At 70.3% G+C, this 15,170-nt stretch carries 10 protein-coding genes and 1 pseudogene; 3 read left to right on the forward strand and 8 right to left on the reverse strand.

The features are described 5' to 3' along the window. The first annotated feature begins 129 nt into the window (after positions 1-129). From AB0F29_RS02705 to AB0F29_RS02715, 3 genes and pseudogenes are all read left to right on the forward strand, one after another. The gene (locus tag AB0F29_RS02705) at positions 130-963 is read left to right on the forward strand and encodes a serine/threonine-protein kinase (protein ID WP_361866929.1); all 834 of its coding nucleotides are present in this window, start codon (positions 130-132) and stop codon (positions 961-963) included. A gap of 75 nt (positions 964-1,038) precedes the next feature. Then, positions 1,039-3,167: pseudogene (locus AB0F29_RS02710) on the forward strand (UvrD-helicase domain-containing protein). 138 nt (positions 3,168-3,305) lie between these two features. Next, positions 3,306-6,617: a type ISP restriction/modification enzyme gene (locus AB0F29_RS02715; RefSeq protein ID WP_361866930.1), complete on the forward strand. Its 3,312-nt coding sequence runs from the start codon at positions 3,306-3,308 to the stop codon at positions 6,615-6,617. A 36-nt stretch (positions 6,618-6,653) separates the two neighbouring features. Here the strand turns inward: AB0F29_RS02715 and AB0F29_RS02720 are convergent, their stop codons facing one another. The 8 genes from AB0F29_RS02720 to AB0F29_RS02755 all read right to left on the reverse strand — a co-directional run bounded on the left by AB0F29_RS02720 (position 6,654) and on the right by AB0F29_RS02755 (position 15,116). Further along, positions 6,654-7,049 carry a hypothetical protein gene (locus AB0F29_RS02720; RefSeq protein WP_361866932.1) on the reverse strand — a complete coding sequence of 132 codons (396 nt, stop codon included), beginning with the start codon at positions 7,047-7,049 and terminating at the stop codon, positions 6,654-6,656. A gap of 92 nt (positions 7,050-7,141) precedes the next feature. Next, the gene (gene rbsD / locus AB0F29_RS02725) at positions 7,142-7,531 is read right to left on the reverse strand and encodes a D-ribose pyranase (RefSeq protein WP_361866933.1); all 390 of its coding nucleotides are present in this window, start codon (positions 7,529-7,531) and stop codon (positions 7,142-7,144) included. Beyond that, positions 7,528-8,457 (reverse strand): ribokinase, encoded by a 930-nt coding sequence (locus AB0F29_RS02730; protein ID WP_361866934.1) that lies wholly within the window; start codon positions 8,455-8,457, stop codon positions 7,528-7,530. Before AB0F29_RS02730 ends, rbsD begins: the two co-directional genes overlap by 4 nt. A gap of 57 nt (positions 8,458-8,514) precedes the next feature. Beyond that, positions 8,515-10,473, reverse strand: a complete 1,959-nt coding sequence (locus AB0F29_RS02735; RefSeq protein ID WP_361866935.1) for a substrate-binding domain-containing protein — start codon at positions 10,471-10,473, stop codon at positions 8,515-8,517. Beyond that, entirely contained in the window at positions 10,463-12,076 is a 1,614-nt protein-coding gene (locus AB0F29_RS02740; protein WP_361866937.1) for a sugar ABC transporter ATP-binding protein, read from the reverse strand. The genes AB0F29_RS02735 and AB0F29_RS02740 overlap by 11 nt, the downstream gene beginning before the upstream one ends. Further along, the gene (locus tag AB0F29_RS02745) at positions 12,073-13,089 is read right to left on the reverse strand and encodes a LacI family DNA-binding transcriptional regulator (protein WP_361866938.1); all 1,017 of its coding nucleotides are present in this window, start codon (positions 13,087-13,089) and stop codon (positions 12,073-12,075) included. Before AB0F29_RS02745 ends, AB0F29_RS02740 begins: the two co-directional genes overlap by 4 nt. A gap of 273 nt (positions 13,090-13,362) precedes the next feature. After that, complete coding sequence (locus AB0F29_RS02750) at positions 13,363-14,691, reverse strand: helicase-associated domain-containing protein (RefSeq protein ID WP_361866940.1); 1,329 nt, start codon at positions 14,689-14,691, stop codon at positions 13,363-13,365. Between the two features lie 56 nt (positions 14,692-14,747). Then, on the reverse strand, positions 14,748-15,116 hold the full coding sequence (locus tag AB0F29_RS02755) for a calcium-binding protein (protein WP_361866941.1): 369 nt from the start codon (positions 15,114-15,116) through the stop codon (positions 14,748-14,750). Positions 15,117-15,170: the final 54 nt, after the last annotated feature.

Here is a 15,170-nt window from a genome sequence, read left to right on the forward strand (position 1 = left end):
CAAGACGGCTCGTCCCTCGCCCCGCGCCGCCGGTGGACCTGGCACACTCCCACCGGCGAGACTCGTCCCCAACCACGTCGTGGTCGGCCCCGCGCACGTCGACCGCATCCGCACAAGCCCGGGGGAACGGTGTCACAACAGGCGATCGCCGGTCGGTACGAACTGCTGGAGGGGCTCGACAGCGGCGGCATGGGGGATGTGTGGCGCGGCTACGACGCCGTGCTCGACCGGCCTGTCGCCGTGAAGCTGATCCGACAGCAGGCCGTCCTCGGCTCGCCGCAGTTGGCCGAGGAGTTCGCGAAGCGCTTCCGACGCGAGGCGCGCATCACCGCGAAGATCAGGCATCCCGGGGTGCCCCAGGTGTACGACGCGGTGCTGGACGACTCGTACGAGCGGCTGTACCTGGTCATGGAGCTGGTCGACGGGGTGGCACTGTCCTCGTACATCCACCCGGAACGTCCGCTGCCGGTCAGCTGGGCGGTCGCCGTCGCCGCGCAGGTCGCCACCGTGCTGTCGTACGCGCATGAGGTGCCGGTCATCCACCGCGACCTGAAGCCGGGCAACATTCTGGTCGCCCGGGACGGGACCGTGAAGGTCCTGGACTTCGGGATCGCGGCGATCCTGCGGAGCGACGTCACCAAGCTGACCGCCACCGGCTGCCGTGCGCAGGCGGCCCGGTGTCGGGGCGAGCTCGGACAGGTGACCGACGCGCTGGCCTCGCTGCGCGGTGTCCTGGAGGTCGTCCGCGCCGTGGACGGAGACGTGAGCGACGAGGCGGCCGAGCTCCGTCGCGACATCGGGATGCTGCTGCTCGCCCAGGGGCTGGCGTCCGAGGCCGCGCGGATCCTGGCTCCCCTGTACGACGATCTGTGTCTGGTGTTCGGCTCCGACGACGAGATGACGGAGGAGGTCGCCGAGGCGCTGGCTCTGATACGTCTCGACCTCGACGGCCCGACGGGCTGATTACCCGGTCTGCTGTCGTTCGCCCCTGCCCCACCCGTTCGCTCCGTTCCGCCCGCACCTCGGGAGAGTTCACCCATGCCCCACCTCGCGTTCGACATCGGCTTCTGTTCCCAGCTCGCCAAGCTTCAAGGGACGGTCAAACAAGGGGTGTTCGACGCCTGGGAGAAGTTCGAGCGACTCACGCTCGACCAGTTGTTCAAGGACCCGGGGCTGAAGCTGGAGTCGCTGAAGCGCGCCCGCGATCCGCACATCCGCACCATCCGCATCGACCAGGGGACGCGGGGTGTCGTGCTCGCGCCCGCCAGCGGTGACACGTACGTGCTGCTCCGGGTGATGCCGCACGACAAGGCGATCGACTGGGCGATCAAGCAGAAGGCGAGCATCAACACCGTCACCCGGGCGGTGGAGATCCGGGACATCGCCATGCTGGACGAACTCACGCCCGCCTACGAGCGGATCGCGCCGGCTGCCGATCAGCGGCTGTTCGCGAAGGTGTCCGACGGAGACCTCGCGGCCCTGGGCATCGACGCGACCACGCTGCGTCAGGCCCGTGCGCTGACCGATGCGGAGCAGCTGGAGGTCTTCGCCCCCTACTTCCCGCAGGACCAGCGAGAGGTGCTGGAGTACCTGGCGGCGGGGTTCAGTGTGGAGGAGGTGTGGCGGGACGTCGTCTCCGTCAGCCTCGCCCAGGTGGCGCCGGGTGACGCCCCGGTGGACACGGACGACTTCGCCACGGCCATCCACCGCACCCGAACCCGCATCGCGCTGGTGACCGCCTCCGAGGAGTTGCGGGACATCCTCGACAAGCCGTTCGCGGCCTGGCGGGTGTTTCTCCACCCCTCCCAGCACCGGATCGCCTACCGGGCTTCGTACTCCGGCCCCGCCCAGGTCACCGGTGGCCCGGGCACCGGGAAGACCGTCGTCGCGCTGCATCGGGTACGGCATCTGCTGGGGCACCTGCGCGACGGCGACCGCATCCTGCTGACCACGTACACGAACACGCTCGTGGCCGCCCTGCGCAACGGGCTGGCCGCCCTGGTGGAGGACGAGGCCCTGCGCGACCGCGTCGACATCATGACCGTCGACGCGTTCGCGGGGCGCGTGGTGTCCACGTCGCGACGGCCCCTGCGAGGCGGCGAGGAGGAGACGCGGTGGGGGCAGGCCGCGCGGGCGACCGGCTTCTAGGGGACCGGGCAGTTTTTGGCCCAGGAGCACAAACACGTCGTCCTGGCGCAGAATCTGCGCACCCTGGAGGAGTACGAGAGCGGCGGGGGCGCGGCAGCGCCCTGCCCATCACCTCGCGCGCGCTGGTGTGGCGCACGATCCAGGAGTTCACCGACCGGCTGACAGCCGACGGACGGCGCACCTATCTCGGTACCTGTGCGGAGGCGGCGGATCTGCTGGAGTCCGGTGGCCCGCGCTACCGGCACGTCGTCGTGGACGAGGCGCAGGATCTGCATCCCGTGCAGTGGCGGCTGCTGCGGGCCGCCGCCCCGCCCCGGCCGGACGACCTGTTCATCGCGGGCGATCCGCACCAACGGATCTACGACTCGAAGGTCTCGCTCAAGGCCGTCGGGGTGAGGGTCGCCGGGCGCTCGACGAAGATGCGCAAGAACTATCGCTCCACTCACGAGATCCTCAGCTGGTCGACGGCGCTGCTGGTCGGGCGGCCTTTCGAACAGCTGGCCGACGACGCGCGGAACGAGACCCTGCTGGGCTACCGCTCGTCCCTGCACGGCACACGGCCCGAGATGCTCGGAGCCGCGTCGGAGGCAGCGGAACTGGACGGACTCTTGGAGCGGGTGCGCGGCTGGCTCGACAGCGGAATCGCCGCAGGCGAGATCGGGGTCAGCGCCCGGTTCAACAAGAACGGCGACAAGGCGGTGGAGCGGCTCAGCCAGGCCGGTATTCCCGCGGCTCGTCTGCGGGGCGACACGGCCGCGGCGGCGGACGCCGTCCAGGTCGGCACCATGCACGCCTTCAAGGGGCTGGAGTTCCGTTGCGTCGCGGTCATCGGCGCGAGCGCCGGCGCCCTCCCGTTCGCCAAGGCGGTGACACCGGTCGAGGTCGACCGCCTCCAGCACGCCGCCGACCTGCTGGCGGAACGCTGCCTGCTCTTCGTGGCCTGCACGCGGGCACGGGACGACCTGTACGTGTCGTGGACCGGGGAACCCAGCGCCTTCCTGGTGGAGGCCGGGGTGTGAGCAGCGTCCGTCCCGCATCACATCACCGTCCCCTCAGTCCCGTCAGTCCCGATGGCCCCCTCAAACTCCTCGGTAACAGAGCGTCTTCCCCTGTGCACCATGCGTAGCTAGGCTCGTCTTACGCGACCCGGGGGGAATATGTCAGAAGGGCATTACGGTTGGCTTCTGGCCGCCGTAGCGGAGTTCGGCCGTCAGTCGAAGACCAAGTTGACCGGTGGCGGCAGCGAGGAAGCCGCGATCCGTGGACCGCTCGAGAATCTGCTGCGGGCGGTCGGCGAACGGCACGATCAGCACGAAGTCACCTGGCACGACGAGTACCGCATCGCCGACCTCGGTGTCCGCCCCGACTACGCCGTCCGGGCCGGCGGCGACCTGACGGGCTACATCGAGCTCAAGAAGCCCGGGCTGTCAGTGGATCCGGACACCTTCAACAAGGCGAACCGCGCACAGTGGGAGAAACTGCGGAACCTGCCCAACCTGCTCTACTCCAACGGAACGGAGTGGCGTCTGTTCCGCGACGGGCGCCAGCTGGGCGAGACCGTCCGCTTCACCGGCACGCTCCGGAACGCGGGAGACCGCCTGGCTCCCGGGGATCCAGCGGCTTTCGACGCCCTGTTGAGCATATTCCTCAACTGGAAGCCTCCCCGCATCTCCAACGTATCCCGTCTGGTGCAGCATCTCGCCCCGTTGTGCAGGCTCCTGCGCTCGGCCGTGCTGGAACAGCTGGCGGCCGAGGCCACGTCGTCGGCCCCCGACGACGACCTGCGCGCCAGGCCGTTCACCGGGCTCAAGAACGAGTGGCGGCGGCTGCTCTTCCCCTCCGCCGACAACGCCACCTTCGCCGACGGCTACGCCCAGGCGGTCACCTTCGCGCTGCTCCTCGCCCGCTCGGAGGACCTCCTCCTGGAAGACGTCGGGCTGCACGAGGTCGGCCGTGGCCTCAACGCGGATCACGCGCTCATGGGCCGGGCACTCCAACTCCTCACCGACAACGTCAACGAGCGTTTCAACGTGACGCTCGATCTCTTGCAGCGGACGATCGCCAACGTGGACTGGCCTGCGATCAGGGCCGGAAACCGGGACGCCTACCTCCATCTCTACGAACACTTCCTCACCGTGTACGACCCCGCACTGCGGCAGCGGAGCGGCTCGTACTACACACCGCATCAGGTGGTGGAGGAGATGGTTCGTCTCACGGAGGACGTCCTGCGCACCCGCCTCGCGCAGCACGCCGGTTTCGGTGAGGAAGACGTACGCGTCGTGGACCCGGCCATGGGCACGGGGACGTATCTGCACACCATCATCGACCGGGTGGCCGAGCAGGCCGCGGACCGCTCCGGCCCGGCCATGGCCGCTGACGCCATATCGCGCCTCGCCACACGACTCTGCGGCTTCGAGCTGCAGATGGGGCCCTACGCCGTGGCCGAGCTGCGCACGTCGGACCTGCTGAAACGCCACGGATCAGCGCTGCCCGAGGGCGGCCTCAGCCTCTTCGTCACCGACACCCTCGACAACCCCTTCATCGAGGAGGAGTACCTGTCCTACGACGCGTTGGCCGCATCCCGGCGCCACGCCAACAGGATCAAGGCCAGCACGCCGGTCAATGTGGTCATCGGCAATCCGCCCTACGACGACAAGGCCGAGAACCGCGGCGGCTGGGTGGAGAAGCATGATCACGGCCAGGACGCGCCGCTGCTGGACGGGTTCCGGCTGCCGGGCAACGGCCGCTACGAGCACGTGCTCAAGAACATGTACATCTACTTCTGGCGCTGGGCGACGTGGAAGGTTTTCGACGCGCACCAGGACGACCGGCATGGCGTCGTCTGCTTCATCACCCCGTCCGGATGGACCACGGGCCCGGGCGGGCGGGGCATGCGCAGCTATCTGCGCCGGACCTGCGACGAGGGCTGGGTCATCAACCTCTCGCCCGAAGGACACCGCGCCGATGTCGCCACCCGCGTCTTTCCGGGCGTCGCCCAGCCCCTCGCCATCTGCGTCTTCGTCCGGAGAGCCGCGGAGGCGGACGGGATGGGCAGCAGCCGTCGGACGCGGGTGCACTACCGTGCCGTGGCCGGCAGTCGCGACGAGAAGTTCCGGCAGCTGCGCGACATACGGCTGGACGACGACGGGTGGAGAGACACACACGCCGAGGGTGTGTTTCCGTTCACACCGCTGACGTCATCCGGCTGGCAGGACTTTCCCGCCCTCAATGACCTTCTGCCATGGGGCAGTCCCGGAATCAAGGCGAACCGCTCCTGGGTCAGCAGCCCCTCGGCGGAGACCCTGCGACGCCGGTGGGCGAGGCTGGTGCGCGAACCCGACCCGGCGGCCAAGTCCGTGCTGTTCAAGGAGACCCGCGACCGCGACCTGAACAGCAGACGCGAACCGCTGCCCGGATTACCCACCCGTGCCCGCACCGTCGGCAACGAGACCGACACCCGCCCCGCGCTGGCGCGCGTCTCCCTGCGCAGCTTCGACCGGCAGTGGCTGATCGCGGACAACCGTGCACTCGACCGCCCTCGGCCCGACCTCTGGGCCGCTGACCAGCCCGATCAGCTCTTCCTCAACCAGCAGTCGTCGCACGAGATCGACTCGGGCCCGGCGGTCGTGGCAACCCACCTCATCCCGGACACACACCACTTCAACGGCCGCGGCGGCCGCGTGACGCCGCTCCTGCACCCCGACGGTACGCCCAACGTCCCGACGGGCCTGCTGTCCCATCTCTCACGCAGTACGGGCGTGGGGCCGGTGAGTCCGGCAGACCTGGCCGCCTACATCGTCGCCGTCACCGCGCACAGCGCCTTCACCGAGCACTTCGCGGAGGAGCTGCTCACCCCGGGCGTACGTCTGCCACTGACCCGGGACGCGGAACTGTGGGGCCGGGCGACGGCGCTCGGGGCCGAGATCCTGTGGGCGTCGACGTACGGAGAACGGTACGCCGATCCGAGGTCCGGCCGGCCCTTCGGCGACGTACGGTTTCCCTCGGGGGATCCGCGGCAGGTCCGCTACGAGACCAACATCGGCCGCGACGTCCCGGACCGTCTCCGGCACGAGGCGGAGACCCGGGCACTGCACCTGGGCAACGGGACGTTCGCACCCGTGCCCGAAGCCGTCTGGACCTATCACGTGGGCGGCATGAGGATCGTGAACAAGTGGTTCGGCTACCGGAAGGCGAAGCCGACCAGCAAGAGGACGAGCCCGTTGGACGATCTGCACGTGGAGAACTGGCCGACCGAGTGGACGGAAGAGTTGCTCGACCTTCTCTCCGTACTGCGCCGTCTCACCGATCTGGCCCCGGCGCAGAGAGAGCTTCTCGCCGAGATCCTGGCGGGGCCCGTCTCCACCCGTGACGAACTGACCGGGGCTGGTGTCCTGCTCGGTCGGGAGAGCGACCGGAAGCCGCGCCATCCCCCTGCCGACAGCCTCTTCACGGACCTGGGCAGCGAGTAGTCCTGCCCCTGGCCCACACCGTGCGCCGGAACACCTTCATGGCGTCATGGCGTCCGCGAGCGACAGGGAGCCCTCGGCGAGACGACGAATGTTCCGCGCGAACCGCGGCGCCGCCGGCTCGTTGGCTGCCGCGTACCTGACCACCTCGCTCAACCGGAGCTCCAACAACTCCTGAAGGCGCCGGTAGTGAAGGGCGGCCCCGAGGTCGGTCGCCGTCAGTTGTTCGCCGCTGTGTGCGGCCAGCTTCATCCAGGTGAGGAGGGCGGCATCGGCCGTCAATAGTCCGGGGTCGAGGCCGCGCGCCGCCGCCGCGGCGGCCGTGCTGTCGACACTGCGGGACGGGTCGGGGAGGGCTGCGGAGACCAACTCGCCCAGGAGTTGCCACTGCGCGGCCGTGAGGTCCACGTGTGGCAGAGGGGCTGGAGAAGACATGCGGACATGCCTAGCACATGACGCGCCCCACGCGGGGGTGCGCCCGCTCTCGTACCGCCGTCAGATCGGCGGCCCGGACAGCGAGTGCTCGCTCAGAAGAAGACCCCGCACCGCAGTAGTACGTTCGCGTACGGCCGGGCCTCCCCCGTCCGTACGACCAGCCGGGCCGCCGCCGTGAGCGCCTTCAGTTCGTCGTGCGGGACCACTTCCAGCCAGGGGAAGTGCCCGTCCAGGAGCGCCGCGGCCTCCGGGTTGGCGTCACGGATCTCCTGGGCGGCCGTCGCACCCTCCACGACCAGCTCGTCGAGCAGGCCGTCCAGCACCTCGGCGAACGACGGGGTCCCGGCGCGGAAGGCCAGGTCGATCACGCGCCGGCCGGGTGGGATCGGCATGCCGGCGTCGCAGACCAGGACGGTGTCGCCGTGGCCGAGTTCGGCGATGGCGCCCGCCAGGTGGCGGTTGAGGATGCCCGACTTCTTCACAGCGCGTCGACCTCCTCCAGCGTCGGGAACGACTCCTGCGCCCCCCGCGCCGTGACCGCCGCCGCGCCCACCCTGACCGCGAAGGCCGCCGCCTCCCGCAGGTCGTCGCCACGGCCCAGACGCCAGGCCAGAGCAGCCGTGAAGGCGTCTCCGGCACCGGTCGTGTCGAGGGCCTCGACCTTCGGGCTGACCAGGTGGTCCAGGGATCCCGTCCGGCTGTCCGCCACCAGGGCCCCGGCCGCGCCGAGGGTGATGACGACCGAGCGCGGGCCGAGCACGAGCAGCGCCGGCGCCCAGTCGTGCGGGGACTCCCCCGCCCCGTCGCCGAGGATGTACCGCGCCTCGTGCTCGTTGACCACCAGCGGATCGCAGGCGGCGAGCACCTCATCGGGGATCGGGGCGGGCGGGGACGGGTTGAGGACGAGCCGGGTGTCCGGCCCCCGGCCGCGTACCGTCTCGGCCACCGTGGCGAGCGGGATCTCCAGCTGTACGGAGATGACCCGGGCGGCGGCCAGCAGCGGGGCCGCCGCCCGGACGTCCTCGGGGGTGAGGCGGCCGTTGGCTCCCGGGGAGACCACGATGCTGTTGTCGCCCGAGGGGTCGACGGTGATCAGGGCGACGCCGGTGGGGGCCCCGCCCACCAGGACGGCGTCCGTGTCCACGCCCGCCGCGCGCTGGGTCTCCAGCAGGAGGCGTCCGTGGTCGTCGTCGCCGACCCGGGCGAGGAGGGCGGTCCTGGCACCGAGGCGGGCGGCGGCCAGCGACTGGTTGGCGCCCTTGCCGCCGGGGTGGACGGCGAGGTCGGAGCCGAGGACCGTCTCGCCGGGCGCGGGCCGGCGCTCGACGCCGATCACCAGGTCGGCGTTGGCCGACCCGACGACCAGCAGGTCGTACCGGTGCCGGTCGTCGGGGGCGTTGTCGTGCATGTGCGTGCTTCCTGCTTTCGTCGGTCCGGGATCAACAGGCCGGTTCAAGGAGCGGGTTCAGGAGAAGTCGGCGACGTTCTCCCGGGTGACCACCTTGACCGGCACCTTCACCGTGCTCTCGACCTTCTCGTCCTTCGCGGCCTTCACGGCGTTCCGCACCGCGATCCTGCCCAGTTCGGCGGGCTGTTGGGCCACCGACGCGTAGAGCGTTCCGGCCTCGACCGCCTTCAGGCCGTCCGGGGTTCCGTCGAAGCCGACGACCGAGACGGACTTCCCGGCCTTGCCGCCGAGTGCCTTGGCCGCGCCGAGCGCCATCTCGTCGTTCTCGGCGAAGACGCCGGTGACGCCGGGGTGCGACTGGATGAGGTTGGTCATGACGTCGAGGCCCTTGGTGCGGTCGAAGTCGGCGGGCTGCTTGGCGACCACCTTGATGCCCGGATACGCCTTGAGTCCCTCGGCGAAACCGGCCCCGCGCTCACGGCTGGCGGAGGTGCCCGCCGTGCCCTGGAGGATGACGATGCTGCCCTTGCCGCCGAGCTTGTCGGCCAGCGCGTCGGCGGCGAGCTTGCCGCCCGCCACGTTGTCCGAGGCGACAAGCGTCGCGGTCTCCGCCTCGTTGACGCCGCGGTCGGCGGCGATCACGGGGATGTCCGCCTTGTTGGCGCTGCGGACACCCGGTCCTACGGCGTCCGAGTCCACCGGGTTGACGATGATCGAGGAGACGCCGGAACTGGTGAAGTTCTGGAGCTGGTTGGCCTGCTGGGAGGCGTCGTTCTGGGCGTCTGTGACGGTGAGGTCGATGCCCGCCTTCTCCGCCTCCGCCTGCGCGCCTTCCTTCATCTGCACGAAGAAGGGGTTGTTGAGCGTGGAGAGGGACATGCCGACCTTCGTCGTGCCGCCGGACGATCCGGAGTTGAAGAAGGAGACCGCGCCGACGACGACGGCGACGCAGAGTGCCGCGCCGGCCAGTTTGAGCGCTCCCTTGCGGCCTGCCCCGGGCGCGCCGGGGGCGGTGCCCGCGGAGGAGGCCGCTCCCGAACCGGCCTTGCGGCGCAGGGTGTCCAGCAGGACGGCGAGCGCGATGACGACGCCGATGACGACCTGCTGCCAGAACGCCGACACGGAGAGGAGGTTGAGACCGTTGCGGAGGACGGCGAGGATGAGCGCGCCGATCAGCGTTCCGGACGCCTTGCCGACACCGCCGGCCAGACTCGCCCCGCCGATGACGACCGCGGCGATGGCGTCGAGTTCGTACCCCTGGGCGGCCTGCGGCTGGGCGGAGACGAGGCGCGAGGCCAGGACGATGCCCGCGACGGCGGCGAAGAGGCCGGACAGCGCGTAGATGACGATCTTCTGGCGCTTGACGCGGAGCCCGGAGAGCCGGGCCGCTTCCTCGTTGCCGCCGATCGCGTACATCGAACGGCCGATGAACGTGCGGCCGAGGATCAGTGCGGTGACCAGGCCCATCGCGATCATCACGAGGACCGGTACGGGGAGCCACCCGCCGAGGGTGTCGCCGAGCACCGAGACGGAGTCGGGGAAGGCGATCGGGCTGCCCTGCGAGATGACGAGGGAGAGGCCGCGGGCGATCGAGAGCATCGCCAACGTCGCGATGAACGGCGGGAGTTTGCCGTACGAGACGAGGGCTCCGTTCACGAAGCCGCAGGCGATGCCCGTGACGATCGCGAGGACGACGGCCAGGACGACCGGCACGCCGGCCGATGTCGCCGACCAGGCGAGGACCGTCGCGGACAGGGCCGCCACCGAACCGACGGACAGGTCGATGCCCGCCGAGACGATGACGAAGGTGACGCCGAACGCGAGGATGGCGGTGACGGCCGCCTGGACGCCGACGTTCAGCAGGTTCTGGGTGGTCAGGAAGTCGCCGGAGAGCAGCGACATCGCCACCACCAGGACGACCAGGGCGCTGAGCGCGCCGTTGTCGAGCAGGACGCGGCGTATCACGGAGACTCCGCCGCCCGTGCCCGCGTCACTCTTGGCTGTCTCAGTGGCCACGGGGGCCCTCCTCTTCCTTCTTCGGTGCGGGGTGTTCGGTAAGTGTCGGTACGTCGCTGGGGGCGTGGCCCTGGGCCGCGGCCGGGGTGCCGACGGCGAGAGCCATGACGGAGTCCTGGGTGGCCTCGTCGGCGGGGAGTTCACCGGCGATCCGGCCCTGGGCCATGACGAGCACCCGGTCGCTCATGCCGAGGACCTCCGGCAGATCGCTGGAGATCATCAGGACGGCGTGCCCGGAGGCGGTCAGCTCGTTGATGAGCTGGTAGATCTCGACCTTGGCGCCGACGTCGATGCCCCGGGTGGGTTCGTCGAGGATGAGGACGCGGGTGTCGGCCAGCAGCCACTTGCCGATGACGACCTTCTGCTGGTTGCCGCCGGAGAGGGTGCGCACGTGCTGGCCAAGGCCGGACATGCGGACGCCGAGCTGCTGGGCGATGCGGGCGGCGGCCGTGCGCTGCCCCTTGAGGTCCACGAGCCCGGAGCGGGTCGCGGAGCGCAGGGTGACCAGGCCCAGGTTCTCCTGCACGGAGGCGTCGAGGACCAGGCCCTGGCCCTTGCGGTCCTCCGGTACGAGTCCGATGCCGGCGCCCATCGCGGCGGGCACGTCGTGCCGGACCAGGCGCTCGCCGCGTACGTCGACGGTGCCCGCGTCGTACGGGTCGGCCCCGAAGACGGCGCGCGCCACCTCGGTACGCCCGGCGCCGACGAGTCCGGCGAGGCCGACGACCTCGCCCGCGTGCACGTCGAAGCTGACGTCGTGGAAGACGCCGTGGCGGGTGAGTCCGCGCACCGACAGCAACGCGTCTGCGGAGTCGGGGCGTTCGGGGCGTTCACGCGGATACTGCTGTTCGATGCTGCGGCCGACCATGAGCTGGACGAGTTCGTCCTCGGGGGTCGACGCCGGAACCTGGCCGATGCTGCGGCCGTCGCGGAGGACGGTCACACGGTCGCCGAGTGCGGCGATCTCCTCCAGGTGGTGGGTGATGAAGACGATCCCGACGCCGTCCTCGCGCAGTTGGCGGACGATCGCGAAGAGCTTGTCGACCTCCTCGGAGGTGAGCACGGCGGTCGGCTCGTCCATGATCAGGACGCGGGCCTCCAGGCTGAGCGCCTTGGCGATCTCCACCATCTGGAGCCGGGCGATGCCCAGTTCACGGACCTTGGCGTCGGGTCGCACGTTGACGCCGACCCGGCGCAGCAGCTCTGCCGCGTCCTCGCGCATCCGGCGGTGGTCGACGAGCCCGTAGCGGCGCGGCTGGCGGCCCAGGAAGATGTTCTCGGCGACGGTGAGGTCGGGTACGAGGTTGAACTCCTGGTAGATGGTGGCGATCCCGAGCCGTTCGGCGTCCTGCGCGCCGTCGATGCGGACCTCACGGCCTTCGGCCAGGATGCGGCCGCGGTCGGGGCGGTAGGCGCCGGAGAGCATCTTGATGAGGGTGCTCTTCCCCGCGCCGTTCTCGCCGAGCAGGACATGCACCTCGCCTCTGCGGAGGTCGAAGTCGACGTTGTCGAGCGCCACCACGCCGGGGAAGGTCTTGCGCAGACCCTCGATGCGCAGCAACTCGTCCGGTGCGGTCACCCGTGGCTTTTCCGGTGCGGTCACCGGTCGCTCCTCTGGTTCGATGCGGCCCCGCCGCACGAGCGGCGTACGACGAGGCGGGCGGGCAGGGTGACGGACTGCGGGGTCCGTCCTTCGATCCGGTCGGCCAGCGCGCGCACGGCGGCCCGCGCGAGGTCGGCGGTCGGCTGGGCGATGGCGGTGATCGGCGGGTCCGTGTGGACGAACCACGGGATGTCGTCGAAGGCGGCGAGCCCGATGTCGTCGGGGACCCGCAGCCCTCGGGCCCGGATCGCGTCCAGCGCGCCGAGCGCCATCAGGTTGTCGGCTGCGAACACGACCTCGGGCGGCTCGGCCAGGGCGAGGAAGCGCTCGGTGGCCCGGCGGCCGCTGGCCGCCTGGAAGTCGCCCTGGCCGATATGGGTGTCGGGCAGGGCGAGCCCGAGCTCGCCCATCGCGTCCCGGAAGGCCTGGACACGCTCGTTGCCGGTGGTGGTGGCGGCGGGCCCGGCGATGATGGCGAGCCGACGGTGACCGAGGCCGTGCAGATGCGCGACGAGATCCTTGACCGCCCCCGTACCGTCGGCCCGGACGACGGGGACGTCGATGCCGGGGATCCAGCGGTCGACGAAGACCATCGGCGTGCCGCTCAGGGCGACATCCCGCAGGAGCGGGGAGCCCCCGTCGGCGGGCGAGACGAGGAGACCGTCGATCCTGCGGTCGACGAGCGTGCGGATGTGGTGGTCCTGGAGCTCGGGCCGCTCGTCGGCGTTGCCGATGATGACGCTGTAGCCGAGCGCGCGGGCCTCCTCCTCGACGAAGCGGGCCAGCTCGGTGAAGTACGGGTTGAGCACATCGCTGATGACCAGGCCGAACGTGCGGGTCTGCGCCGTGCGCAATGAGCGGGCTACCGCGTTGGGCCGGTAGCCGAGGGCCTCGACGGCGGCGAGGACGCGGGTACGCGCCTCTTCGCTGACAGACGGATGGCTGTTCAGCACGCGCGACACCGTGGCGGCGGACACACCCGCCTCGGCCGCGACATCCTTGATGCCCGCCATGTCCGGACCACCTCCTTGTGGTTTCCGTACACCTCGAAATCCTTGCGCCGACCGGTGGCGGACCAGCCGCTCGATGCCATGGAATCGATTACACGGATGATTGGAATCGATTACACAACCAAAAACAAGCCCCCCTCCCACGTCCGAGACCGGATCGTGACGGGAAAGGCGGAGGCGCAGGGCCGTCAGCTGGGCTCCTCACTGACCGGCCGGGAGCGGTCCAATGCTCGTCGGGGATATCCACCCCTCCGTCGAGGAAATGGCTCATCGCGCTCAGGTCGGCAGCACGTACCCGCAGTCCTGGACTCGCTTGCGGAAGGCGGGCAGGTCGTCGGGGCGTACGGCGAGGTGGAGTTCGCCCAGCGGCGTGCACAGGGTGCGGAGTCTGCGGTCTCCGGCAAGGAGCAGGCTCAGCGCGCGGTCCGTGCATTCGATCAGGTGGACAGGGCCCTGGTCGGTGAGCCTGCCGGAGCGCGCCTCGACATCGGCGAGGAGAGTGGACACCGTGTCGGGCAGAACGTGGTCACTGCGGTCGGTGAGGAATTCGCGCAGCTCCCGCAGAGTGCGCCCGGTGCCGAGAGCGGCGAGCAAGGAGCGGGAGCTGAGCTGCCAGACCCGGTCGGCGGTCTGCGCGGCGTAGGCGCGAAGCAACAAAGTGTCGGCGGTCGTCAGGCCGTCGGGGGCGACGATGTCGAAATTGCCGAGGACCTTGACACGTCGGACGTCGGCGGCGTCCTGAGTGCGCGCTGAGGGGAGGTAGGCGTCTGCGGCGCCGGTGGCGTAGACGCCGAGGGGGTTGAGGCGCACGGCGAGCAGACCGTCGTAGCGGGTGAGGCAGTCGAGATGGTCGGCGCCCCACTGGTGGTGGTAGTCGGTGCGGGCCCCGGCGGGCGCGGTGTGCCGGATATCGATCAGGCCGAGGGTGGCGGCGTACTCGAAGAGGACGACCAAGGTGTAACGGCCCTGGAGGAGGGGCCAGTCGCCGTATCCGGCGTAGCCCATGCTGCCGTACTCGGGATCCACCAGGTACAGCCGCCACCGGGCGCGCTCGCTGCGGGCGACGGTGAAGTCGTTCCGCCCGGCGCGCACCCGGTCGAAGAAGTCGTCCACGTCCTCCCAGGCATCCGCTGTCGAGGCGGCCAAGGTCACGGCGACGGCCTGTCGACGCGGCCTGACAGCGGTCAGGACGTTCGTCGCGCGCTGCCCCTTGATCTCCTCGCAGCGGGAGAACTCGTCGATGACACCCCGTGCGATCCATTTCTGCCATAGGTGGCGGATGGTGTCATGGGCGGGCCGGGTGAGCGCGGACCGGCCGCGCGCGGTGAGCTGGAGCTTGCTGCCGGACAGTTCGGCGAGCCCGCCGGCCTGCAGCAGCAACGGCCAGGCGTGCGCGGCGATCGGCTCGTCGGGGTGGAAGTCGCCGCCGGTCAGGGTCTCGGCCAGAAGGGCGACCGTCGCCGCGGACGGACGCAGGGTCTTGGCGCTGCACCGCAGCTTGCCCGCCGCGCACAACTGAAGGACGGCCCTGAGGTCCACCTGCGCGTGGTGCTCGGTGGCATGCTCGCCGACGTCGGGTGTGTCTTCGGTCGTACGGTCGGTCATGTCGGTGAATGTCCTCGGGATTCGTGGTGGGCTCGGTAGGTATGGACACTGCGGCGTCAGTCCGGCGGCCAGGTCCAGTCTGGGCGGGACGCGGCGGGAAACGGGTCGAGGCCGAGGAAACGTCGGTACGCGGCATGCGGCCAGGCCGCCTCGGACGACGGTGGGAAGACCAGATCGGCTACGGCGATCTCACCGCTGACGCCCTGTGCGGTCCGGCAGTCCGCTGTCACTTCCGGTCGGCCGCCGATGACGCTGATCTTCGTGACCGTGACCGGCTGCCCCAGGAGGACGGCTTCGACGGGCACCCCGATCGTCTCTTCCAGGACGACCTCCCAAGCGGTGAGCTGCTCCTCGTCCCCGTAGGTATCGACCAGCACCGTGTCGATCACCTCGTCGAGCAGGGCTTCGACGTCGCTGTTGCTCACCTCAGTCCTTCCAGGGTGGGGCTGCCGGCATTCCGACGACGTACTCGCGCCGGA

The organism is Streptomyces sp. NPDC026589, assembly GCF_040638385.1.
Lineage (GTDB): Bacteria > Actinomycetota > Actinomycetes > Streptomycetales > Streptomycetaceae > Streptomyces.

What these genes read in the sequence shown, in the direction of transcription:
- AB0F29_RS02715 (WP_361866930.1), top strand. Translation starts at nt 3,306, where the DNA reads ATGTCAGAAGGGCATTACGGTTGGCTTCTGGCCGCCGTAGCGGAGTTC.
- AB0F29_RS02720 (WP_361866932.1), bottom strand. Translation starts at nt 7,049, where the DNA reads ATGTCTTCTCCAGCCCCTCTGCCACACGTGGACCTCACGGCCGCGCAG.
- AB0F29_RS02730 (WP_361866934.1), bottom strand. Translation starts at nt 8,457, where the DNA reads ATGCACGACAACGCCCCCGACGACCGGCACCGGTACGACCTGCTGGTC.
- AB0F29_RS02745 (WP_361866938.1), bottom strand. Translation starts at nt 13,089, where the DNA reads ATGGCGGGCATCAAGGATGTCGCGGCCGAGGCGGGTGTGTCCGCCGCC.
- AB0F29_RS02750 (WP_361866940.1), bottom strand. Translation starts at nt 14,691, where the DNA reads ATGACCGACCGTACGACCGAAGACACACCCGACGTCGGCGAGCATGCC.